This is a genomic window from Asanoa ferruginea, assembly GCF_003387075.1.
Taxonomy (GTDB): Bacteria; Actinomycetota; Actinomycetes; order Mycobacteriales; family Micromonosporaceae; genus Asanoa; species Asanoa ferruginea.
Map to the genome: position 1 here is coordinate 4,297,626 of NZ_QUMQ01000001.1, position 19,756 is coordinate 4,317,381.

The following is a 19,756-nucleotide window of genomic DNA, read 5'->3' on the forward strand; positions in this document are numbered from 1 at the left end:
CAAGCCGGGTGCTGATGCTTCTGGAGTTGCTGCAGTCAGGCGGCACCCGGACCGTGGCGGAACTCGCGGATCGGCTCGGCGTCGAGGGGCGCACTGTGCGGCGGTATGTGGACCAGCTCGTCGATCTGGACGTGCCCGTGGAGTCGGTGCGCGGCCGCTACGGCGGGTACCGGCTCGGCCCCGGCTACCGGCTGCCTCCGCTCATGCTCAGTGACGACGAAGCGCTGGCCGTGCTGCTCGGCCTGGTCGCAGGCCGGCGTGTGGGGTTGATGACGGCGGAGCGCACGGCGAACGAGACGGCAGCGGCGAAGATCCGGCGGGTGCTGCCGAAGCACCTGGCGGAGCGGCTGGACACCCTTCTGGAGGCGCTCGCCTTCACGGATCAGCCGGGCGAGTTCGACAGCCCGGACGCCGGGGTCCTGCTCGCGATCGCGGATGCGGTCCGCCACCGTCGGCCGCTCTCGATCCGCTACACCGACCGCGACGGGCAGAGCAGCGAACGCACACTGCACGCGTACGGGATCGTGGCCCACTCTGGCCGGTGGTATGTCACGGGCCAGGATGTGCGCCTCGGCGAGGACCGCGCCTTCCGATTCGATCGCATCGCGGACGCGCGGACCTTGCCCGGCTCCTTCGAGACGCCCGCGGGCCTTGACCCGGCACAGCGGGTGTTGTCGGGGTTCGCCACGGCCGATTACGAGCACGAGGTGGTCCTGCGGATCGCGACCCTCCAAGAGCCTGGCCAGCCCGGCGGTTGGTGGCGCGTCGAACTGCGGGCGCAGCGGCTCGACTGGTTGCCGCCTGTGCTCGCCGCGCTCGACCGGCCGTTTGTCGTCGAGCGCCCCGGTGAGTTGCGCGACCTGGTCATCGCGCTCGCCGACCGCCTCGCGGCATCCGCCCGCCGGCAGATCTAGGGCTGATACGGCGGTGCGACGCCCCAGCCCCAGTGCGGCACCGGGGCGTGTTCGACCGGGGTCGCGCCCGGCTGGGAGTTGGCCATCGCGATGCGGGTGCCCCACTCGAGATAGCCGACCAGCGCCGCCCGGAACTCCGGGTCGGCGGGCAGCTCGGCGTCGTCGGCGGCCAGGCTCATCAGCGACGCGAACCGGAACCGGTGCTCGGGCTCGATGCCCAGGTTGCGATGGTGGGCCAGCATGCTCTCGTAGCCGCCGAGCTCGCCGGTGTAGTCGGCCGGGCCGCCGAACACCTCCGACCACCAGGTCGTCACGTGGTCGCGGTGCGCCGCGGTGACCCCACCGGGGAAGAACGGGCTGAGCAGGTCGTCGCGCTCGACCCGGTCGTAGAACGCGTTGATCATCCGGGCGATCGCGGGTCGACCGCCGGCCCACTCGTACAGCGTCGGGGTGGTCATGATCTTTAGGTTAGGCCGGGCGGGCCATCGGCACGTGCGGGATGCCGTCTTCGACGTAGCCGTCGCCGCTGATCTTGTAGCCGTAGCGGGCGTAGAAGTCGGCCAGGTGCGCCTGGGCGTCGAGCACCGACGGGCGGGCGCCGACGACGGCCAGCGCGGCGTCCATCAGCCGGCCGGCCACGCCCGCGCCGCGGGCCACCTTGGCGACCACGACCCGGCCGATCCGCATGCCGCCGTCGGGCTCGGCGAGCACCCGCAGGTAGGCGACCGGGTTGCCGGCCTGAGCGACCCAGATGTGCCGGGTCGCCGGCTCGGTGTCGCGGCCGTCGATGTCGAGATAGGCCGCCTCCTGCTCGACGACGAACACCTCGCTGCGCAACCGCAGGATCGCGTAGAGCGTGCTGGTGTCGAGGTCGGCGAAGGACGCCACCCGGATCTCGTCGGTGTGCGGCCGCATGGCCACCGAGCATAGGCGGCTCAGCCGGGGTGGGCTCCGACGGTGTCGGTGATCGCCGCGGCCTCCGCGCCGGCGGTCGCCCGCGCGCAGTGGGCGCAGCAGAAGAAGCGGCCGGCCACCTCGACGCCGTGCCCGACGATCTTCACGCCGCAGTGCTCGCAGATCGGCGCGAGCCGCTGGATCGCGCATTCGAACGAGTCGAACACGTGCCGGTCGCCGCTGATCGTCTTGACCTCGAACGACAGCCAGTAGTCGTTGCCGCAGGTTTCGCACTCCGCCATGACCGCAGCCTCGCGCAACGAGAAAGACCCGGCAACCGGAATGCGGTATTTGAGGCATTTTCGCGAACGATGAACAGCCTGTAACGCGCGGTGTGTCGGTCCGCCCGTGTCATGGGTCCGGAAGGGAAGCTCCATGAGGTTGTGTCCTTACCGGGAGGAGCCGACATGATCAAGAGAAGCAAGCTCTTCGGCAACAAGACCCGCGTGACGTTCTGCCTGCCCAAGGACAGCCCGGTCGGGCAGGTCAGCGTCGTGGGTTGCTTCAACGACTGGGAGCCTGGCCGGCACGAGCTCCAGCCGCGCCGCGACGGCACCCGCACGGTCACCCTCACCCTGGCTCCGGGCGAATACACCTTCCGCTACCTCGCCACCGGCGGCGTCTGGCTCGACGACGAGCAGGCCGACGGCTTCGACGGGCGTGGCGGGCGGATCGTGCTCGGCCGGGCCTGAGAAACCGGGCATCCCGCCACTAGCCTGGCCGGGATGACCCCCGAAGAGATCGTCGTACCCCCGGCTCTCGTCGAGGCCCAGGTTCGGTTCCGCGGTGACGCGGGCCGGGCCTGGGTCGACGGGGTGGCCAGCACCGCGGCGGAGTTTCTCGATCGCTGGCGGTTGCGCCGCGACGGGGCGCCGCGCAGTGGCATGGCCGGCCTCATCCTTCCGGTGATCACCGAAGACGGCACGCCCGCGGCGCTCAAGCTCCAGGACACCGACTGGGAGCACCCCGGCGAGGGCCTGGCCCTGCGCACCTGGGGCGGCGACGGCGCCGCGCGGCTGCTCCGCGAAGACCCACCAACCTGGACGCTGCTGATCGAGCGCCTCGACCCCGACCGCGACCTGAGGTCCGTGCCGGATGAGTCGGCCGTCCAGATCATCGCCGCGCTGCTCAACCGGCTCCACGCGCACACCGCGCCGCCCGGGATACCTCGGCTGGCCGACACCGCGGCGCGGATGATCGCCGACACCCCGGCCGCCGCGGCCCTGCTGGCCGACCCGGCCGAGGGGCGCCTGATCCGGCGCTGGGCCGACATCCTGGCCGACGTCGCGGGCGAGGCCGGCGACCGGCTGCTGCACTGGGACCTGCACTACGAGAACGTGCTCGCCGGCGGACGCGAGCCGTGGCTGGCGATCGACCCGAAGCCGCTGGCCGGCGACCCGGGCTTCGAGATCTGCCCGGCACTGTGGAACCGGTGGGATGACGCGGCGCCGGAACAGACGATCCGGCGCCGGTTCGACGTCATGGTCGAAGCGCTCGGCCTCGACCGGCAGCGGGCGGTCGCCTGGACGGTCGGCCGTACCCTGCAAAACTCGATCTGGTCCGTCGAAGACGGCGACCGCGCCCTTGACCCGAGTCAGGTGACGATCGCCGCCGCCGTCATGCGGGGATGAGCCGCATGCTCACCGAGTTGATGCAATAGCGGGCGTCCTTCGCGGTGTAGCCCTCGCCGTCGAAGCGGTGGCCGAGGTGCGAGTCGCAGTGTGCGCAGCGGACCTCGATGCGGACCATGCCCAGCGAGCTGTCCTCGATGTAGCGGATCGAACCCGGGATCGCCTCGTCGAACGACGGCCAGCCGCAGTGCGAGTCGAACTTCGTTCCACTCTCGAACAGCGCGGCGCCGCAGGCCCGACAGACGTAGGTGCCCGGGGTCTTGGTGTCGACGTATTCGCCGGTGAACGGCCGCTCGGTGCCGGCCTCGCGGAGCACGTGGAACTCCGCCGGGTTGAGGCGGACCCGCCACTCGTCGTCGGTCTTCGGCAACTCTTCGGTGGGGATTTCGGTCACGGGGGAGGACTTCTCGGGTGCCATCCGTCAACCGTACGACCCCCTTCGCCCGGTGGCCGATTACCTCGGTGTGACCTCGTCGTTAGCAGTGCATGCGAACACCGGCCAGAGCGGCCAGTGGTAGGGCGGAAGTCCCGTTACCGGGAGACCCGCTGTGCTTCCGCCCGACCTGGCGGCAAGCGCTGGGCCACGGGATGTGGGTGGGGCTGCTGGTGGTCGGCGCGCTCGCGCTGACCGGCCTGGCGGCCGAACTCGCGCCGGTGGTGGCGCACTGGCTGACCGGCGTCCCGCCGCACCGCACGGTGCCCGGGCAGACCTGGTGGGCGCTGGCGCTGCCGGTGCCGGTGGGTGGGCTGGTGGGCCTGGTGCTGGGCCGCCGGGTCGGTGCCGACCTGGACTCCGCGGGCGCGTGGTCGGTGCCGGGCGCGCTCGGTGCCTCAGCGCCCTGGCATCGGGTGGTCGAGGTGCGGATGGAGCGCCGGGGTCGGCGGACGGTGGTGGCGCTGCCCCTGCTGGACGGGTCGATCGTCCGGCTGCGAGCCCCGTACGACGGCCATTGGCTGGGTCGTGACCCTGAGTTCGAGCGCAAGCAGTTCCGCATCCGTTTGCTCTGGGAGACCCACCGGTACGGCTGACCCTGCGTGGGTGAAGTGCGCTCGCCAGCTTGGACGTTTTCGGACAAAGCGCTCTAGGCTCCCCAAATACTCCTCTCGGTACGAATTCTCCGGACGACAGGAACAGGACGATGACGAAGACACGAAGGCGGCGGCTGACCAACGCGGCCCTGCCGGCCGCGGGCCTCGCGGTGGTGGCCGGCGCGCTCGCCCTCACCGGTCAGGCGGCCAGCGCGGCGGCGCACGGCGACCCTGCGGCCGGACTCGGCGAGACGGGCGACCCGGCGGCGGCCGCGGCCGACCGGGCCCAGGCACTGACCGACCAGGCCAAGAGCGCGGCCGACAGCGCTCTCGCCGACGTGGCACCGCTGCCCGACTCTTCCGACAGCGACGAGGGCGCCGAGCCCGACGAGGGCGCCGACGGGCCGGCGGACCTGCCCGCGGCCGCGATGTATGGCAGCGGCGTCTCGCACATCGCCAGCGGCCACAACGCCGGCATCCTCAACGGGACGCAGGTCGTCGTGCCGGTGCAGGTCGACGTCAACGTGTGCGGCAACAGCCTGGCGGTCCTCGGCGGCGCATCGGCCTCGTGCGGCGACGATGCGGACGAAGATCCGCCGGCCGACGAAGATCCGCCGGCCGATGAGGAGCCACCGCCGCCGACCGCGCAGGAGGAGCCGCCGTCGGTGCCGCTGCCGACGCCGATCGACGACCCCGTCGCCGGGACCGAGTTGCCGAAGACCGGGTTGCCGATCGGGTCGCTCGCCGGCCTGGGCGGGGCACTGACCGCCGGCGGAGCCGCGATGCAACTCGCGGGCGTGCGGACGAGTCGCTACACCGGGCGGCACCGCCGCCGTCCCAGCCCGGCAGCCTGATCCGGAGCATTTGCTCTGCTCACACCACCCCGCCCCTCACCTGCTGAGGCCGCGTGACGAGAAGGGGGTCCGGGAACGGACCCCCTTCTGCGGTTCAGGAACCTTATCGACGGGGTTGGAAGTAGTGCGTGACCGCGTACGCCGTCGTCTTCAGGCCGATCTTCGCGCCCTCGATGTCGGCGGTGCGGGTGTGGATGCCGCCCCAGATGCGCGCCTCGATGACCTCCGCGATCGCGCCGGAGAAGCTGTTGAACGTGCGCGTGGTGCCCGACGCCGAGCTGTACGCGCCGAAGGAGATGTCGTTGCGGCCGAAGAAGAAGGCCAGCGCGGACATGCTCGCCGCGGTGAAGCAGGTGTGGCCCGACGTGTAGTCCGGGTGCGGCGGGGTGACTAGCAGCGGCATCCAGGTCGGGTCGGCCACGGTGTCCGGGTTGCCGTCGGTGTCGGCGAGCTGGATCGCGGTGACCGGGCGCCAGAACATCCAGGCGCCCTTCTCGTTGTAGCAGGCCGACGTCGCGTCGGCCTCCGACAGGTCGACCATGGCGAACATGCGCGCGGTCTGCACCGTGCTGAGGCGCTGGTTGACCGCGAGCTGCCGCTTGATCTCCCACTCGCCCAGGTGCCGGTCGTGCCACCAGATGGCCGCCTGCGTCTGGTCGAGGGTGCGGGTGGTGCTGTTCACCGCGCCGATCGTCTTGACCTCGTTGAAGTCGCGGGCGTAGTGCGCGCTGGTGAGTGCCGGCGGCCCGGAGGAACGGAACATCGACACGCTGGGAATGAGGAACGGCTTGAGGCGGCCGACCCACGCCGTCGCGTTGGCGTTGGTCGGCGGCGTCGGGCGCCACTGCCCGGGCTGGGTGCCGACCGGCCAGGCCTCCTCGCCGAACGCCCCGTCGTTCTGCCGGGCGGAGATCATTGCGGCCGAGGTCTGGTTGCCCACGGCGGTGCCGCGGGCCTTCGCCTGGCCGGCCGGGATGCCGGCCATGTAGTCGTCGTACTGCTGCTGCAGCCGGGCCTGCTGGTCCGGGAAGAGCGAGGAAAGGACCTTGAACGCGGCGGTGCCGACGGCGGCGTCCGTGGACTCCCGCCCGTTCGTGGCTGGCGCCGAGAGGTAGGGCTGGTAGGGCTTTCCGGCGATGGCGTTCACCGCGTCGTAGACGGCCCCGTGCACCATGGCGAAGCTGCGGGCCTGCACTTGCGGCTGTTGCTGGGCGTAGTCCCAGATCGCGGTCTGCGCGTTCTGGTCCCACACGATGACGGCATTGACGGACCTGGCCGGATCGGATGCGTAGGCGCTCGTCATACCGGACAGCGTCGGCGCGCCGGCGGCAATGATACCGGCGACGACGGCTGCGACGAGTCTGCGGCGGGTAGAGACCTGACCTGTCATTGACTGACCCCCATGCCAGCTTCGCGGCCGGCTCGATGACACATTGATATGTGCCAACGTACCGGCCCGAACCAGACGCCCGTCTTCGGCCTGCCGGAGAGGAGTGCGAAACCTGCGGGGTGTGGATGTCCAACGCCGAAGTCCACTACGCCTGGCACGCGCTAGCGGGCGCGCAGCAACCCTGGACCACAGCGGCAGCGTTCGGGCGGCGGCTTCCCCCGGCGCGTGGGCCTGTGTGAGCACAGCAAGTCAGGAAAGACCGTCGGGCTGCGGCGGGCAATAGCTGGCAAACGCGCTGATCCCGTGTGCCCAGGCCGCGTCCACGTCGGCGTCCGCTGGGAATCGGTTGGTCAGTTCGAGATCGACGAGGCCGTGCGCGAAACCCCAGATGGCCCGCGCGGCCGCCATGTTTCCGCCGGTGACCTTGAGCAGGGGCTCGGCGGCGGCGGCCTCGACCCCGGATGCGAGACCTTGACGATCCAGGGAATGCCGGGCAGTGAACTCGTAGAGGCGTGGGTGGTCGAGCGCCCATCGCCGGTAGGCCGCGGCAAGCGTGGCCAGGTCACCGCTGGCCCCGGCCAGCACGCTGCCGAGCCGTTCCAGCGCGCGCTGTTGCAGCGCCGCTTCGATCTCGGTCTTGCCCGCGATGTGCTTGTAGAGCGAGGGTGCCTGGATTCGCAGTTCTTCGGCGAGGCGCCGCATGGTGACGGCCTCCGGGCCTTCGCGTTCCAGGATCCGCTCGGCCGCGTCGATCATCTCGCCGCGGCGGTTTGCCTTCATCCGGCGCTTGGGGTGGTGCGGCGCCAGGCCGGGGAGGCCGTCCATCCGCGACTGAGCACGTAGGCGCCGACAAGGAGCACCGAGACGCTGCCGTCCCAGGCGACGATCGTCGCCGTGTCGGCTATGCCGCCGTGCGCGGCGTAGAGCAGGGCAGTCACCGTGAGCGCGACCTTGTGGAAGATCACCAACTCCCACACGCCTCGATAGCCGCGCGGCGCCAGCGCGAGCAGCACGAAGAGCCCGGCGAAGACGACGAAACCATAGGCCCGCCAGGTCTCGACGACTTTGGCGCCGCCGTCGGCGTCCCACAGCGCGCCGGCGGAGCTGAGTGCGGCACCGGCCGCGCCGGCGGCGGCGAGCCACAACATGATCTTTGCCACCCGATCGCGGCTCATGACCCCTCCCCGAGGTTCGGCTAACGTTGTTAGCCAAAACCGTAGGCTAACAACGTTAGCCAAACAAGAGGATGTGAGCTATCGCCCGTAGTCGCTCGCCCGGAAGCAGCCGTGCAGGTGTCGCCCGCTCGGCCAGGACCTGATTCACGACGACTAGCTAAGGGTTTCGCTGTACCTGGTCTTCGAGGCGGCCGCCTCTGACACGGGTAATCAGGTCCGGTTCTCCGAGGCCAGCGCGATTGATCCGTCTCCGGCCACGGACGCTGGCTTCCGCGGCGAGTCGCTTGCGTAGCTCACGCGGGGCGAGCTTGTCGTCGAAGCCCTCGATGAGTCCGCCGCCCGTGTCGGCGAACTCGTAGCGGACCGCGTACGTCTTTCCGCGGTGCTGCCACTCGCAGCGGATCAGAGGGCGCGCGAGGATGGCCTCGAACCAAGCAGCCGTCTGTTCCGCCAGCTCTGCCGGGTTTCCGATCGCGGTGAAGTTGAGCTCAGTCGCCTCGTCGGGCAGCGAGAACAGCTGGTTGTGGAGCTTGTCCGCGTGGACGGCGGTTCCGTTGAAGTGAGCGCCGACGGTCAGGATTCCCTGGTTGCGTGTCGGATCGACGATGTCCAACCAGACGATCACGTTAAGGCAGGACGGCTCCGCCGGCGGGACGACGACCGCGTCGGCAGGGTCCACCAGCCAATCGCTCGCGCGTTCGGCCAGAACGTCGATAAACGCCCGTTGGGCGACGTTCAGGTCGTCTTCGTCGTACTCGAACCAGGGGATCTCTCCCATGACCGCATTGTATGGACAGCTATCCCCTGTAGTCGCTGGCCCGGAAGCAGCCGTGCAGGTGGTCGTTGACCACGCCGACGTTCTGCATGAACGCGTAGGTGCTCGTCGGGCCCACGAAGTGGAAGCCCTGGTCCTTGAGCTGTTTGGCGAACACCTCGGCGTCCGGGGTCGACGCCGGCACGTCCGCGCCCGTGCGGGGCGACCGCTTCCGGTTCACCTCGTGTGACCGGGCCAGCGACTCCAGGCTCGGCGACGCCGACGCCATCGCGCGGGCGTTGTCGACCGTGGCCTGGATCTTGGCGCGGTTGCGGATGATGGTCGCGTCCGCAGTCAGCCGGTCGACGTCGCGCTTGGTCATCGCCGCCACCGTCGGCACGTCGAAGCCGTGGAAGGCCCGGCGGAAGTCGTCGCGTTTGCCGAAGACGATCGACCAGCTCAGGCCCGCCTCGAAGACGCCTAGGGTGAGCGCCTCGAACAGCGCCGCTTCGTCGTAGGTGCGGTTGCCCCAGACCTCGTCGTGGTAGCGACCGAACGCCGTGTCGCCCGTGCCGGCCCAGGAGCACCGCGGCTTGCCGTCGGTCCCGATCATGACGTCGTCGGTCATAAAACCACGCTAACTCCCAGTAGGCGGTGGTCAGGGCCGGTCCGGGCAGCCGGTGGGGCATAGGGTCGACGGCATGCCGTCGAAGAAGGCCGCCGCTGTCGAAGTCGAGGTCGCTGGGCACACCGTGCGGCTCAGCAGTCCCGACCGGGTGATGTTTCCCCGGGCCGGCTACACGAAGCAGGACGTGTTCGACTACTACCTGGCCGTCGGCGACGGCATCACGCGGGCGCTCGACCACCGCCCGACCACGCTCCAGCGCTTCCCCGACGGGATCGACGGCGAGGCGTTCTACCAGAAGCGGCTGCCGGCCCGGGGCACCCCCGACTGGCTCAACGGCGCCGAGATCACCTTCCCGAGCGGGCGCAAAGCGACCGAGCTCTGCCCGGTCGACCTCGCCCACGTCGCCTGGGCCGCGCAGATGAACACCGTCGTCTTCCACGCCTGGCCGGTGCGGGCCAAGGACGCCGACCACCCCGACGAGTTGCGGATCGACCTCGACCCGCAGCCGGGCACCGACTTCGGCGACGCGGCCGAGGCGGCCGGTGAGCTGCGTGCCGTGCTCGACGAGATCGGTGCGACCGGCTGGCCGAAGACGTCGGGCGGCCGGGGCGTGCACGTCTACCTGCGGATCCAGCCGCGGTGGACGTTCGTGGAGGTGCGTCGCGCGACGATCGCGCTGGCCCGGGCGCTCGAGCGGCGCCGGCCCGACCTGGTCACCACGAGTTGGTGGAAGGAGGAGCGGGGGGAGCGGGTGTTCGTCGACTTCAACCAGATGGCGCGCGATCGCACCATCGCGGCCGCCTACTCGCTGCGGGCCAACGCGCGGGCCACCGCCTCGACGCCGTTGACCTGGGCCGAGTTGCCTGACGTCGAGCCTGACGACTTCGACCTGCGTACCCTGCCGAAGCGGTTCGCCGAGATCGGTGACCCGCACGCCGGCATCAACGACAACGCGTTCGACATCACGCCGCTGCTGGAGTGGTCGGCGGCCGACGAGCGCGACGGGCGCGGCGGCGACATGCCCTACCCGCCCGACCACCCGAAGATGCCGGGCGAGCCGCCGCGGGTGCAGCCGAGCAAGAAGAACGCGGCCAACTGGAAAGACGACGCCTAGAGGGCCAGCTTCATGCCCTCGTGCGTGGCGGCGAATCCCAGCGACTCGTAAAAACGACGGGCGTCGGTGCGGCGCTTGTCGGTGGTGAGTTGCACCAGCGAGCAGCCCGCGGCCCGGGCCTCGTCGACCGCCCACGCGATCATCCGGCGGCCGAGGCCGGCGCCGCGGTGGGTGGCGGCGACGCGTACCCCCTCGATTTCCAGGCGTTGGGCGCCGCGGCGGGTGAGCGACGGGATGAAGATGAGCTGCATCGTGCCGACGATCTCGCCGTCGAGGTCGGCGACGATCACGATGTTGCGGGGGTCGCCGTCGAGGGCGTCGAAGGCCTGCCAGTAGGCGGCGTCGATCTCCTCCGACACCGTCTCGCGGCCGGCGCCGATCGGGTCGTCTGCCAGAAGCCCGACAATCGCTGGGACATCCGCGCGCAAAGCGGGCCTGAAGATCATGTCGGTAGCTTCGCATATTGAATTCCGGGTGCATGATGATGCGCCATGAAGGCCTTGCTGCTGCCCCTGAAGGCGATCTACCGCGGGCTGGTTTTCTTCGCCAACTCGCCGCGCACGCTGATGCTGTCGTACGCCCTGATGATCGTCGCGGCGGCGGGGCTCTACAGCGTCTTCGAGGATGTCGGGCTGGGCGACTCGGTGTGGTGGGCGGTGGTCACCGCGTCGACGGTCGGCTACGGCGACATCTCGCCCGACACCTGGCAGGCGCGCGCCATCGCGGTCGTGTTGATCTCCACGATGGTGCTGCTGGTGATCCCGCTGATCACGGCACACTTCGCCAGCAAGCTGATCGTCGACACCGACGCGTTCCGCCACGACGAGCAGGAAGAACTGAAGAACAACCTGCGCGTCGTGCGCCGGCTCCTGGAAGAACTGGCCGCCCGGGAGGGCATCGCGGCTACTGCGGCGGGCAGCGCTTCCCCTCTGGCGGAACGGTCTGAGTGAGGATGTAGGAGTCGACCGCGTCGGTGATGCACGCCGTCTGCGGGTAGGCGGTGTGCCCCTCGCCCTCCCAGGTCAGCAGCCGCCCGACGCCGAGCATCTTGGCCAGCGCCGGTGCCTGCGCGTAGGGCGTCGCGGGGTCACCGGTGGTGCCGACCACCAGGATCGGTGGTGAGCCGGTGGCCGGACCGGTCGGGTAGGGGTCGTGCCCGCCGGGCCAGACCGAGCAGGTCAGCATGCCGACCGCGAGCGGGGCGCCGAACAGCGGGATCGACGAGCGCCACTGGCCCTGATAGCTGCGCACCTGTGCGACGTCGGCCACGCTCGCCTGGTCGGCGCAGTTGATGGCGATGTTGGCGTCGAACAGGTTGGAGTAGGTGCCGTCGGGGCTGCGCTCGGCGTAGGCGTCGGCGAGCTGGAACACCTCCGCCGGCTTGCCGGCCTCGAGCTGCTTGATCGCGCTCGCCAGGGCCTGCCAGCCCGACTGGGTGTAGAGCGACGAGATCACCGCGTAGAAGACCCAGCCGGCGGTGGCCTTGCGGCCCTTGGCGTCGGTCACCGGCGACACCTCGGCCTTGTCGATCGCGGTGTTCACCGCGGCCTTGGCGTCGGGCGCGATCGGGCACTGCGCGGGATTGGGGTCGCACCACTTGGCGAAGTTGTCGAACGCCAGCGCGAAGCCCTTCGCCTGGCTCTCCGAGCCGGCGACGAAGCTCTGCCGCGGGTCGACCGCGCCGTCGAGCACCAGCGCGCGGACGTTCTGCGGGAAGAGTTGGGCGTAGGTGGCGCCGAGCAGCGTGCCGTAGGAGTAGCCCAGGTAGGTCATCTTCTGGTCGCCGACGGCGCTGCGGATCGCGTCCATGTCCTTGGCGGTCTGCACCGTGGAGAACAGCTTGAGCTTGTCGCCGTATTTGGCCTGGCACTCCTGGCCGATGCTCTTGTTGAGGTTGACCAGGCCGTCGAACTGGGGCTGGGTGACCGGGTCGGGCACGTAGCCGAAGCTCTCGTCGAGCTGCTCGTCGGGGATGCACTCGATCGGGCTGGACCGGTCGACACCGCGCGGGTCGAAGCCGACGATGTCGAACCGGTCGGTGACCTCGGCCGGGATGCCCTGGAACGCGGCGCCGAAGCTGAGGTAGACGGCCAGGTTGACGCCGGAGGCGCCGGGGCCGCCCGGGTTGACCAGCAGCGAGCCGATCCGGTCGTGCTGCTTGCTGGAGCGCACCCGGATCAGCGCGAGGTCGAAGGTCTCCCCGTTGCCGGCGTTGGACCAGTCCTGCGGCACCTTGATCGTCGCGCAGTCGTAGGTCATGCCCGACGCGCCGCGGCCGACGAGCTTGCCCGGCACGTCGGGGCAGGGTCGCCACGCGGCCTGGCCGGAGGCGGCTGGGGCGGGCTGGCCGCTCGGCGCCACCGCGCCGTCACCCGTGTTGGGCGCGACGACCGGGACGGTGCAGCCGGTCAGCGCGAGGGCACCGGCGAGGAAAGCGGTTGCGAGCAGGCGAACGCGCACTAGGAAACCCCCGTGCCGGCGGCTGGATCGCCACCGAGAACTTGGTCGACATCGAACCGGACCGGCCGGTCGAGCTGGTCGTAGCCGCAGGAGCGCGGGTCGCGGTCGGGCCGCCAGCGCACGAACTGCGCCGTATGCCGGAACCGGTCGCCCTCCATCGCGTCGTAGCCGACCTCGACCACGAGGTCGGGGCGCAGCGGCTCCCAGGCCAGGTTCTTGCCGCCGGTCCAGCGGCTCACCCCGCCGGGGCGGCGCTGGCCGCTCGCGGTGGTCGGGCCCATCTGCTGCTCGTCGCTGTCGGCGTCGATCCACGGGTGCTCGGTGGGCTCGCGGTAGTCGGCCAGCTCGTCGAGCAGCTCCGCGCGCCGGGCCATGCTGAACGACGAGGAGACGCCGATGTGGTGCAGGGTGCCGTGCTCGTCGTAGAGGCCGAGCAGCAGCGACCCGACCACGGGGCCGGACTTGTGCCAGCGGAAGCCGGCCACCACCGCGTCGGCCGTGCGGGCGTGCTTGATCTTGAACATCAGCCGCTTGTTGGGCTCGTAGGCGATGTCGGCCGGCTTCGCGATCAGCCCGTCGAGCCCGGCACCCTCGAAGATCTCGAACCAGCGGCGCGCGGTGTCGATGTCGTGGGTGGTCGGCGTGAGGTGCACCGGCGGCTTGACCCGGGCGAGGGCCTTCTCCAGCTTGGCCCGGCGGGTCGCGTAGGGCTCGTCGACCAGCACCTCGTCGCCGAGCGCGAGCAGGTCGAAGGCGACGAAGTCGGCCGGGGTGTTCTCGGCCAGCAGCTTGACCCGGGACGCCGCGGGGTGGATCCGCTGGGTCAACCAGTCCCACTCGAGCTTGGGCTGCTGCCCGGGCTCCCGGTGGATCACCACGATCTCGCCGTCGACCGCGCACCGCTCGGGGAGCTGGGCCTTGGCCTGCTCGACCACCTCGGGGAAATAGCGGGTCAGGGTCTTTCCGCCCCGGCTGGCCAGCTCGACCTCGTCACCGTCGCGGAAGATGATGCACCGGAACCCGTCCCACTTGGGCTCGTAGCTCATGCCGTCGGCCTCGGGGATCTGCGGCACGCTCTTGGCAAGCATCGGCTCGACCGGCGGGTTGATCGGCAGGTCCATCCCTCAGAGTCTTCCAGACGCGCGCACTCAGCTCACCACGACGGCCGCGACCCAGATGATCGCGATGCTCAACGCGGCACCGAGTTCGACCAGCATGGCCAGCCCGGCGGCCTTGATCGCGTGCTTGGTCGACGGCCAGGCCAGCTTGGTGTCGCCGAGGCGGGCCAGCTCGGCCAGCCAGATGCCCAGCACGAAGCCGATGAACAGGCCGATCACCGGGATCACGAAGAAGCCGACGATCGCCAGCACACCACCGAGCAGGAGCGTTTTATTGGGTACGCCGCTGCGCTTCAAGTTGCGCCCCGGCCACGCGTATTTGACGACGATGCCGAGGATCGCGATCAGCGTGACCAGCGCCAGCACGCCCCACCGGCCGGCGCCCTCGCCCGCGAAGATCGCCCAGGCCGACGCGGCCGCCCAGCAGAGCAGCAGGCCGGGCAGGAACGGGATCACGACGCCGAACACGCCGATCACCATCGCGACGCCGCACAGGATCGTGATGTTGGTGTCGGTATCCGTCAGATCCATTGGCGCACTCTAGCGGGCTAAAGGACGAAAGCGTCGGTCCAGAGTTGGCCCGAACGGCCGGACAGGGCATCGAGGAGGGCCACCGCCTGTTGGTCGGTCAGCGCGGCGACGAAGTCGACGATCGCCCGGCCGCGGGCCCGGGCGGCCCGGTCCGGCGTGCCCGCCGGCAGCTCGGCCTCGGCCAACTCGACCAGGTCGTGCAGGCGTTGCGGCAACCGGGCCTCCTCGGCCGGGTCGACGATCCAGGCGAGCAGCGCCTCGACCAGGGTGCCCAGCAGCCGGGCCTGGCCGCGCTGGTGCAGCGCCAGGTCGGGGCGGTCGAGCACGAACCGGTGGTGGATCAGCTTGAGCACCTGGACCTCGTGCCACTGCGGCCGGTCCAGCAGCACATAGCCGGAGCGGACGGCCGGGCTGTCGGTCAGGTGCACCGCGTCGACCAGCCGGCGGGTCCACCGGGCGGAGAACCGGGCGACGTATTGCTCGGCGGCCACCGAGCCGTCGAACGGGTCGGCCAGCAGCCCGTCGACCAGGTCGTGGCGGACCTGCTCGACCGCGCTGGCGAACGCGTCGTCGTCGCTGATCCAGCGGTCCCGGCGGTGCACCCGGCGGCGTAGCTTCTCGATCGCCGCACCGGCCTGCCGGGCACTCGCGTCGAGCGCGTCGTCGGAGAGACCGCCGAGCCGCTTGTGCTCGCGCTGCCAGCCGAGCAACTCGGCCGCGACGGTGCCCTGCTGCAGCACGCCGACCCGGTGGAAGTCCTCGACGTCGTGGATGGCGTACGCGATGTCGTCAGCGGTGTCCATGATGGACGCCTCGACGGTCTGCTGCCAGTCGGGGATCCGGCCCACGAACGGCGCGCGGGCCTGGCGCAGGTCGTCGACCTCGGTCAAGTAGGCGCCGAACTTGGCCGACCCGCTGGACGGGTCCCAGTCGGGTGCCGAGGCGCCGCGCGGCGCCGGGTTCATCCGGCGGGGGTGCGGGTCCGGGTGGTCGAGCCGGGTCCACGGGTATTTGACGATCGCGGCCCGGACCGCGGCGGTCAGGTTGAGCCCGATGGTGGCCGCGCCGCGGATCTCGGTGCTGGTGACGATGCGGTAGGACTGCGCGTTGCCCTCGAAGCCGTCGGGCAGCCCCAGCCGCTCCCGGGCCAGCCGGTCGAGCACCGCCTCGCCGAGGTGGCCGAACGGCGGGTGGCCGAGGTCGTGGGCCAGCGCCGCCGCCTCGACCACGTCGGGGTCGCAGCCGCCGAGCTTGTCGAGCAGGGCCAGGTTGCCGGCGTCGGCCGTGAGCCGCTCGGCGATCGCCCGGGCCACCTGGGCCACCTTGAGGCTGTGGGTGAGCCGGTTGTGCACCAGCAGGCCGCTGCCGCCCGGGCTGATCACCTGGGTGACCCCGCCCAGCCGCGCGAAGAACGGTGACGTGACGATCCGGTCGCGGTCGGCACGGAACGGGCTGGCGGCCAGGTCGCCCGGCGCGGTGCGCCCGGTGTCGAACAGCCGCCGGGCACGGGGATCGACCGGCTCCGTCATGATCCGACGCTATCCCACCGCCGGTTTGGCCAGGTGAACCAGGCCGGGACCACGGTCGAGCGGGCGCCGGGCGAAAATCGCGTAGCCGTTGCGTTCGTACAACCGGATGTTGTCGTGGCTCTCGGCGCCGGTGAACAGCTCGTAGCGGCGCGCGGCGCCGGCGTGGGCCGCCTCGACGGCGAGCAACATCCGCCAGCCGAGCCCCAGCCCGCGCAGGTCGGGCACGACCGCGAGGCGCGCGATGTGGCAGGTGCCGTGCTCGTCGAGCCGGCCCCGGCCGGCGGCGACCAGCCGGCCGCGCGGGTCACGGGCGACCAGCACGGTGTCGATCACCGCCGTGATCTCGGCGAGGGTTTCGGTGAGCATGGGCAGGTGCGGGTCGCTGTAGCGCTGCGCCTCGCTCAGGAACGCCGCGCGCTGCACGGTGAGCACCTCGCCGGCGTCGTCGGGCCGGGCCCGCTCGATCTCCACGGTCATGCCGACCAGCCCACCGGAACGTGGCGCGGAGCACATCGCCGGCCGTCGAACCGTCTCGACAGATGAGACTTGAACCTGTTCAAATGAAGGCGTGACCGTGTTGCTGAGCCTCGTCGACGCGCTCGCCATGGTCGTGCTGGTCCCGCTCGCGCTCGGGTTGGTCGGCGCGCCGGCACTCCTGCGGCGGGTGTGGCCGTGGCTGGCGGTGCCGGCCGCGGTGTCGCTCTGGCTGCCGCGCGGCGCCGGCGCGGCGCTGCTCGCGACGCCCTACCTGGTGCTGACCGCGGTGCTGGCGGTGGCCGGGCTGCACGGGCTGCGCCGCTGGGCCGCCGCCGACGTCGCGGTGGCGACCGGGCTGGTCGCGCCGCTGGTCGCCGCCGGTGCGCTGGTCGCCGAGCGGGCCGGGTTCCGGTTGCTCGGCTTCCCGCTGAAGACGCTCGCCCTCACCGTGCCGCATCTGCACTACGCGGGGCTGGTCGCCGCCCTGGTCGCGGCGCTGGCCTGCCGTGCGACCGGCGGCTCGGCACTCGGCCGGGCCGCCGCCTGGTGCGTGCCCGCCGGCACCGGCGTGGTGCTGGTCGGCTACTTTCTGGGCGACCCGGTCGAGTTGGCCGGTGCGGCGCTGCTCACGGTCGGGATGTGGCTGGTCGCGGTGCTGACGCTGGTGCGCATCCGGCCGCTGGCACCGCGCGGGGCCCGTGCGCTGCTGCTGATCTCGTCGGGCATCCTGGTCGTGACCATGCTGCTCGCACTCGACTGGGCGGCCGGGCATGTGTTTACCCTGCCGCACCTGTCGATCCCCTGGATGGTGGCGACGCACGGGGTGCTCAACGCGGTCGGCTTCGCGTTGTGCGCGCTGCTCGCATGGCGACGGATGGAGGCGGTTCGGCAGTGAGTCTGCTGACCTATGACGAGGTGGGCGCGACCGAGACCGGTTCGTTGCCGCGTGGCTATCACCACCTGCGCTACCGGGTGGCGATCGGGCACGACGTGCTGGGTCCGGCCGCCGACGCGGTGCTGTCGTTCCGGATGCACCGGGCCGCCGGGGTGCGGATCACCGCCTCGGCCGACCGGGCCGAGGCGGGCGTCGACGTGGTCACCGGGCTGGGCCTCGGGCCGCTGCGGCTGTCGGCGCCGTGCCGGGTGGTGTGGGCGGTCGACGAGCCCGGCCGGGCCGGGTTCGGCTACGGCACGCTGCCCGGGCACCCGGAGCGCGGCGAGGAGGCGTTCGAGGTGACCCAGGGCGACGACGGCACGACCTGGTTCTCGGTGACCGCGTTCAGCCTGCCGGCCTCGCTGCTGACCTGGGTCGCGGGCCCGACGGTCCCGCCGTTCCAGCGGGCCTACGCGGCCTGGTGCGGGCGCGCGCTGCGCCGGCTGGTGAGCGAGAGCTCCTAGAACTTCGCGAACGAGCGGATCGGCATCCGCGGGCCGAACTTCGGCGCCATCAGGCCGCTGGCCTCCAGCAGCATGCAGACCCGGCCGCGGTGGCCGCGGAACGGCTCGAGCAATTCGAGCATCCGGGCGTCGGTGCCGCGGGCCTCGCCGGCCAGGTTCCAGGCCACCGTGTTGGGGATGTGGAAGTCGCCGACGCTGACCGCGTCCGGGTCGCCGTAGGCGATCCGGACCACCTCGGCGGCGGTCCAGACGCCGATCCCGTTGATCGACCGCATCCGGGTGCTCGCCTCTTCGGCGGTCGTGCAGCGCTCGATCCGGGCCGCCTCGGCCGCCGCCCGGCGCAGGGTGTCGGCCCGCTTCTGCTCGACGCCGAACGGGTGGAACACCCAGTAGGGCTGTGCGGCGATCACCTCGGGCTCGGGCGGCAGGGTCAGGCCCTCCAGCGGCCCCGGTGCCGGGGTGCCGAACCTGCGCACCGTGGCCGAATAGCCGCGGTAGGCCTCCTTGCCGGTCACCTTCTGCTCGAAGATCGCCCGCATCAGCCGGGGGAAGACGATCCCGGTGGTCGGGATGCGCCGGCCGCGGTGCAGCCGGGCCACCTCGCGGACCACGGGATGGGCGGCGGCCAGGTCGGCGAAACCGGTCAGGTCGTCACGCAGCCCGGCCACGGCGTCGGCGTGCTCGATCACCCAGGCCTGGCCCGGCCCGTACCCGATGGCGGTCAGTTCCTGGCCCTGCTTGCGGAGGGCCAGCGTCGCCGGCCCCTCGGGGGTGTGCGTCGCCCACCAGAAGGTGTCGCCGGCCCAGCGGGCGCACGGGTCCCAGCGGCTCATCGGGATCGGACCGACCGAGCCGCTCAGGTGGTAGCCCTCCGGAACGCCCATCACCCGCTGCACGGCGTCAACTCTCGCACACGCGCGTCAGTCGGGGAGCGGGCCGAACATGCCGGCCGGCGGCGCGGCCGACGGGGTCGCGTCGGCATCGGTGACCACCGCGGCCCCGCCGCTGAAGCGGGTCAGGTCGGCGCCGGCCAGCAGCCGGCCGGGAAACCAGTCGCCGGCCACCCGGCGGGCCAGCGCGGCCGTCGGCAGGACGGTGTTGGCCGCGGTCAGCACCAGGTTGCCGAACCGCCGGCCGCGCAGCACCGACGAGTCGGCCACCAGGCAGACCTCCGGGAACACGCCGGCGACGGTGGCGACCTGGGCTTTGGCCAGCCCCAGCGGCGGGCCGTCGGTCATGTTGACCAGGTAGCGGCCGTCGGGGTGGAGCACCCGCGCCGCCTGCTCGACGAACTCGACCGACCGGACGCTGGCCGGGGTGCGGGCGCCGGCGAAGACGTCGACGATCACCACGTCGAACGAGTCTTCGGCGGCCTTGGCCAGCTCGGTGCGGGCGTCGCCGACGCGCACCTTGAGCTTGGGGTCGGCCGGCCAGGGCAGGTGCGTGCGGACGAAATCGAGCAGCTTGGCGTCGGCCTCGACGACCCGCTGCCGGCTGCCGGGCCGGCTCGCGGCGACGTAGCGGGCCAGCGTCAGGCCGCCGCCGCCGAGGTGCAGCACCCGCAGCGGCATCAGCGGCGGCGCGGTGAGATCGAGCGAGGCGGCGACCCGGCGGACGTATTCGAACTCGAGGTAGGTCGGGTCGTCGAGGTCGACGTGTGACTGCGGCGCGCCGTCGACCAGCAGCGTGTAGGCGTTGGGCCGGTCGTGGTCGGGCAGCAACTCGGCGACGCCCGACCCGATCTGGGCGACCACCCGCCCCTGACCGCGCTGTCGCCCCACGTGCTCCACCCTATGCGGG

26 protein-coding genes are annotated in these 19,756 nt (G+C 71.4%); 9 read left to right on the forward strand and 17 right to left on the reverse strand.

The annotated features are described in order from the left end of the window. Positions 1–14 precede the first annotated feature (14 nt). The gene (locus DFJ67_RS20170) at positions 15–914 is read left to right on the forward strand and encodes a helix-turn-helix transcriptional regulator (protein WP_116076446.1); all 900 of its coding nucleotides are present in this window, start codon (positions 15–17) and stop codon (positions 912–914) included. On the opposite strand, the gene DFJ67_RS20175 is transcribed toward DFJ67_RS20170, so the two are convergent. From DFJ67_RS20175 to DFJ67_RS20185, 3 genes are read right to left on the reverse strand one after another with little or no spacing between them, the layout of a single operon-like run. Further along, complete coding sequence (locus DFJ67_RS20175; RefSeq protein ID WP_116069415.1) at positions 911–1,372, reverse strand: group II truncated hemoglobin; 462 nt, start codon at positions 1,370–1,372, stop codon at positions 911–913. The two genes, DFJ67_RS20170 and DFJ67_RS20175, sit on opposite strands and share 4 nt — an antisense overlap. A 10-nt stretch (positions 1,373–1,382) precedes the next feature. Continuing rightward, positions 1,383–1,829 carry a GNAT family N-acetyltransferase gene (locus DFJ67_RS20180; protein WP_116069416.1) on the reverse strand — a complete coding sequence of 149 codons (447 nt, stop codon included), beginning with the start codon at positions 1,827–1,829 and terminating at the stop codon, positions 1,383–1,385. 20 nt (positions 1,830–1,849) lie between these two features. Next, positions 1,850–2,110, reverse strand: a complete 261-nt coding sequence (locus DFJ67_RS20185; protein WP_116069417.1) for a metallothionein — start codon at positions 2,108–2,110, stop codon at positions 1,850–1,852. A 165-nt stretch (positions 2,111–2,275) separates the two neighbouring features. Between DFJ67_RS20185 and DFJ67_RS20190 the strand changes: the two genes are divergently transcribed. Continuing rightward, on the forward strand, positions 2,276–2,560 hold the full coding sequence (locus DFJ67_RS20190; protein WP_116069418.1) for an isoamylase early set domain-containing protein: 285 nt from the start codon (positions 2,276–2,278) through the stop codon (positions 2,558–2,560). Between the two features lie 33 nt (positions 2,561–2,593). Then, positions 2,594–3,499 (forward strand): aminoglycoside phosphotransferase family protein, encoded by a 906-nt coding sequence (locus DFJ67_RS20195; RefSeq protein ID WP_116069419.1) that lies wholly within the window; start codon positions 2,594–2,596, stop codon positions 3,497–3,499. Here DFJ67_RS20195 and msrB read toward each other — a convergent pair. Then, positions 3,486–3,917 (reverse strand): peptide-methionine (R)-S-oxide reductase MsrB, encoded by a 432-nt coding sequence (gene msrB, locus DFJ67_RS20200; RefSeq protein WP_116069420.1) that lies wholly within the window; start codon positions 3,915–3,917, stop codon positions 3,486–3,488. The genes DFJ67_RS20195 and msrB overlap by 14 nt on opposite strands. 176 nt (positions 3,918–4,093) lie before the next feature. Between msrB and DFJ67_RS20205 the strand changes: the two genes are divergently transcribed. After that, positions 4,094–4,528, forward strand: a complete 435-nt coding sequence (locus DFJ67_RS20205) for a hypothetical protein (protein ID WP_147315554.1) — start codon at positions 4,094–4,096, stop codon at positions 4,526–4,528. Between the two features lie 110 nt (positions 4,529–4,638). Continuing rightward, positions 4,639–5,382 (forward strand): chaplin family protein, encoded by a 744-nt coding sequence (locus DFJ67_RS20210; RefSeq protein WP_116069422.1) that lies wholly within the window; start codon positions 4,639–4,641, stop codon positions 5,380–5,382. Between the two features lie 103 nt (positions 5,383–5,485). Here DFJ67_RS20210 and DFJ67_RS20215 read toward each other — a convergent pair whose 3' ends face one another. From DFJ67_RS20215 to DFJ67_RS20235, 5 genes are all read right to left on the reverse strand, one after another. Continuing rightward, complete coding sequence (locus tag DFJ67_RS20215; RefSeq protein ID WP_203783771.1) at positions 5,486–6,685, reverse strand: vanadium-dependent haloperoxidase; 1,200 nt, start codon at positions 6,683–6,685, stop codon at positions 5,486–5,488. A gap of 336 nt (positions 6,686–7,021) precedes the next feature. Continuing rightward, positions 7,022–7,528, reverse strand: a complete 507-nt coding sequence (locus tag DFJ67_RS20220; protein ID WP_211333959.1) for a TetR/AcrR family transcriptional regulator — start codon at positions 7,526–7,528, stop codon at positions 7,022–7,024. 20 nt (positions 7,529–7,548) lie between these two features. Continuing rightward, entirely contained in the window at positions 7,549–7,947 is a 399-nt protein-coding gene (locus tag DFJ67_RS20225) for a hypothetical protein (RefSeq protein ID WP_116069424.1), read from the reverse strand. A gap of 157 nt (positions 7,948–8,104) precedes the next feature. Further along, a complete protein-coding gene (locus DFJ67_RS20230) occupies positions 8,105–8,725 on the reverse strand; it encodes a hypothetical protein (protein ID WP_116069425.1) in 621 nt (206 codons plus the stop codon). Positions 8,726–8,744: 19 nt separating this feature from the next. Continuing rightward, positions 8,745–9,329, reverse strand: a complete 585-nt coding sequence (locus DFJ67_RS20235; RefSeq protein WP_116069426.1) for a DNA-3-methyladenine glycosylase I — start codon at positions 9,327–9,329, stop codon at positions 8,745–8,747. 73 nt (positions 9,330–9,402) lie between these two features. Between DFJ67_RS20235 and ligD the strand changes: the two genes are divergently transcribed. Next, positions 9,403–10,443, forward strand: coding sequence for a non-homologous end-joining DNA ligase (gene ligD, locus DFJ67_RS20240; protein ID WP_116069427.1), 1,041 nt, complete (start codon positions 9,403–9,405; stop codon positions 10,441–10,443). Here ligD and DFJ67_RS20245 read toward each other — a convergent pair. After that, on the reverse strand, positions 10,440–10,889 hold the full coding sequence (locus tag DFJ67_RS20245; RefSeq protein ID WP_116069428.1) for a GNAT family N-acetyltransferase: 450 nt from the start codon (positions 10,887–10,889) through the stop codon (positions 10,440–10,442). The two genes, ligD and DFJ67_RS20245, sit on opposite strands and share 4 nt — an antisense overlap. 45 nt (positions 10,890–10,934) lie before the next feature. Between DFJ67_RS20245 and DFJ67_RS20250 the strand changes: the two genes are divergently transcribed. After that, on the forward strand, positions 10,935–11,393 hold the full coding sequence (locus DFJ67_RS20250) for a potassium channel family protein (protein ID WP_116069429.1): 459 nt from the start codon (positions 10,935–10,937) through the stop codon (positions 11,391–11,393). On the opposite strand, the gene DFJ67_RS20255 is transcribed toward DFJ67_RS20250, so the two are convergent. Genes DFJ67_RS20255 through DFJ67_RS20275 form a run of 5 tightly spaced genes read right to left on the reverse strand, consistent with a single transcriptional unit; the run spans position 11,347 to position 16,558 of the window. Then, positions 11,347–12,903: an alpha/beta hydrolase gene (locus DFJ67_RS20255; protein WP_116069430.1), complete on the reverse strand. Its 1,557-nt coding sequence runs from the start codon at positions 12,901–12,903 to the stop codon at positions 11,347–11,349. The two genes, DFJ67_RS20250 and DFJ67_RS20255, sit on opposite strands and share 47 nt — an antisense overlap. After that, positions 12,903–14,024 carry an ATP-dependent DNA ligase gene (locus DFJ67_RS20260; protein WP_116069431.1) on the reverse strand — a complete coding sequence of 374 codons (1,122 nt, stop codon included), beginning with the start codon at positions 14,022–14,024 and terminating at the stop codon, positions 12,903–12,905. The genes DFJ67_RS20255 and DFJ67_RS20260 overlap by 1 nt, the downstream gene beginning before the upstream one ends. A 27-nt stretch (positions 14,025–14,051) precedes the next feature. Beyond that, positions 14,052–14,552, reverse strand: a complete 501-nt coding sequence (locus DFJ67_RS20265) for a DUF456 domain-containing protein (RefSeq protein WP_116069432.1) — start codon at positions 14,550–14,552, stop codon at positions 14,052–14,054. 17 nt (positions 14,553–14,569) lie between these two features. Next, entirely contained in the window at positions 14,570–16,081 is a 1,512-nt protein-coding gene (locus DFJ67_RS20270; protein ID WP_116069433.1) for a deoxyguanosinetriphosphate triphosphohydrolase family protein, read from the reverse strand. Between the two features lie 9 nt (positions 16,082–16,090). Then, a complete protein-coding gene (locus tag DFJ67_RS20275) occupies positions 16,091–16,558 on the reverse strand; it encodes a GNAT family N-acetyltransferase (RefSeq protein WP_116076450.1) in 468 nt (155 codons plus the stop codon). 91 nt (positions 16,559–16,649) lie between these two features. Here DFJ67_RS20275 and DFJ67_RS20280 point away from each other — a divergent pair, with 91 nt between their 5' ends. Then, positions 16,650–17,453 carry a YndJ family protein gene (locus tag DFJ67_RS20280; RefSeq protein ID WP_116069434.1) on the forward strand — a complete coding sequence of 268 codons (804 nt, stop codon included), beginning with the start codon at positions 16,650–16,652 and terminating at the stop codon, positions 17,451–17,453. After that, the gene (locus tag DFJ67_RS20285) at positions 17,450–17,956 is read left to right on the forward strand and encodes a DUF1990 domain-containing protein (protein WP_239097291.1); all 507 of its coding nucleotides are present in this window, start codon (positions 17,450–17,452) and stop codon (positions 17,954–17,956) included. Before DFJ67_RS20280 ends, DFJ67_RS20285 begins: the two co-directional genes overlap by 4 nt. Here DFJ67_RS20285 and DFJ67_RS20290 read toward each other — a convergent pair. Then, on the reverse strand, positions 17,953–18,840 hold the full coding sequence (locus DFJ67_RS20290; RefSeq protein WP_116076451.1) for a DNA-3-methyladenine glycosylase family protein: 888 nt from the start codon (positions 18,838–18,840) through the stop codon (positions 17,953–17,955). The genes DFJ67_RS20285 and DFJ67_RS20290 overlap by 4 nt on opposite strands. 36 nt (positions 18,841–18,876) lie before the next feature. Beyond that, complete coding sequence (locus DFJ67_RS20295) at positions 18,877–19,737, reverse strand: spermidine synthase (protein WP_116069436.1); 861 nt, start codon at positions 19,735–19,737, stop codon at positions 18,877–18,879. Positions 19,738–19,756: the final 19 nt, after the last annotated feature.